Origin of the sequence: Stenotrophomonas sp. Sm6012, from assembly GCF_030985895.1 — a bacterium.
Taxonomy (GTDB): domain Bacteria; phylum Pseudomonadota; class Gammaproteobacteria; order Xanthomonadales; family Xanthomonadaceae; genus Stenotrophomonas; species Stenotrophomonas forensis.
The window spans coordinates 1-1,230 of sequence record NZ_JAPTFX010000283.1; the positions used below are offsets into that span (position 1 = coordinate 1).

At 67.8% G+C, this 1,230-nt stretch carries 2 protein-coding genes; both read left to right on the forward strand.

Annotation, left to right across the window (positions count from 1 at the left end):
- Positions 1-111: 111 nt before the first annotated feature.
- The gene (locus O0J73_RS22385) at positions 112-375 is read left to right on the forward strand and encodes a DUF2007 domain-containing protein (protein ID WP_004154314.1); all 264 of its coding nucleotides are present in this window, start codon (positions 112-114) and stop codon (positions 373-375) included.
- A gap of 30 nt (positions 376-405) precedes the next feature.
- Positions 406-1,071 carry a peptide-methionine (S)-S-oxide reductase MsrA gene (gene msrA / locus O0J73_RS22390; RefSeq protein WP_197564435.1) on the forward strand — a complete coding sequence of 222 codons (666 nt, stop codon included), beginning with the start codon at positions 406-408 and terminating at the stop codon, positions 1,069-1,071.
- The last annotated feature ends 159 nt before the right edge of the window (positions 1,072-1,230 follow it).

Here is a 1,230-nt window from a genome sequence, read left to right on the forward strand (position 1 = left end):
GGCCGGCACTACCAACCCCTCTTCCGGTAGTGCCGGCCGCTGGCCGGCCAGCACAGCGCCAGCATTCAGCGTCCGGGCGTATGCTGGACCCCTGCCCCAAGGAGCCGCCGCATGCACATCGTGTACAAGGCCGACAACCTGTTCGATGCCCACCTGGTCAAGCACGCGCTGGAAGACGCCGGCATCCCCGCCTTCGTGTTTGGCGAGCAGCTGCTGGGTGGCATGGGCGAGCTGCCATTGTTCGGCGTACTGCGGGTCGGCATCCCGGATGCGGCGCGGCCGCAGGCGGAGGACATCGTAGCCTCGCTGGACTTGGGCCACGCGCCGGACGACCCCATTTCAGATGCAGACGACATTGCCGGCCTTCCGGCGTAGGAGCGCATCATGTTGGGAATTGGCCAGGGCATCCTCGGCATCGGGGCCTTCAAGCAGCGCCTGCCGCGCCCGGAAGAAGCGCTGCCGGGGCGCGAGCAGCCGCTGCCGCTGCACAGCAACCAGCACTTCGTGAACAGTCATCCGCTGAAGGACCGTTTCGCCGGCCTGCAGCAGATCCGCTTCGCGCTGGGCTGCTTCTGGGGCGCCGAACGCAAGTTCTGGAACGAGCCGGGCGTGTACAGCACGTCGGTGGGTTACGCCGGTGGCATCACCCCGAACCCGACCTATGAAGAGGTGTGTTCGGGCCTGACCGGCCACACCGAAGTGGTGCAGGTGGTGTTCGACCCGGCGGTGGTGAGCCTGGAGCGGCTGCTGCAGCTGTTCTGGGAAAGCCACGACCCGACCCAGGGCATGCGCCAGGGCAACGACACCGGCACCCAGTACCGCTCGGCGATCCACGCCACCGACGAGGCCCAGTACGCCGCCGCGCTGGCCAGCCGCGAGGCGTACCAGGCGCAGCTGGATGCGGCCGGCTACGGCCCGATCACCACCGAGATCGTGTACCCGGCACCGGCGTACTACTACGCCGAGGATTATCACCAGCAGTACCTGGCGAAGAATCCGAACGGTTACTGCGGTATCGGCGGCACCGGCGTGAGCTGCCCGATCGGGCTGGATGTGGAGGGGCCGCGCTGACGCGCGGTGGTCCGCCTGCGGCGGGCAGAATCTACGGCAGAAGCCAAAGCCAAAGCGGCTCTGGGTTGTTGTGAGTTGGGCGGGACGGGTGCAGATGGCGGGACACGCCGTAAACCCGTCCTTGGGGGCTCGGCCACGGCATCCATGCCGTGGACGGTC

Excerpts from the sequence above, each read along its gene's own strand:
- O0J73_RS22385 (WP_004154314.1), top strand. The coding sequence starts at position 112 with ATGCACATCGTGTACAAGGCCGACAACCTGTTCGATGCCCACCTGGTC.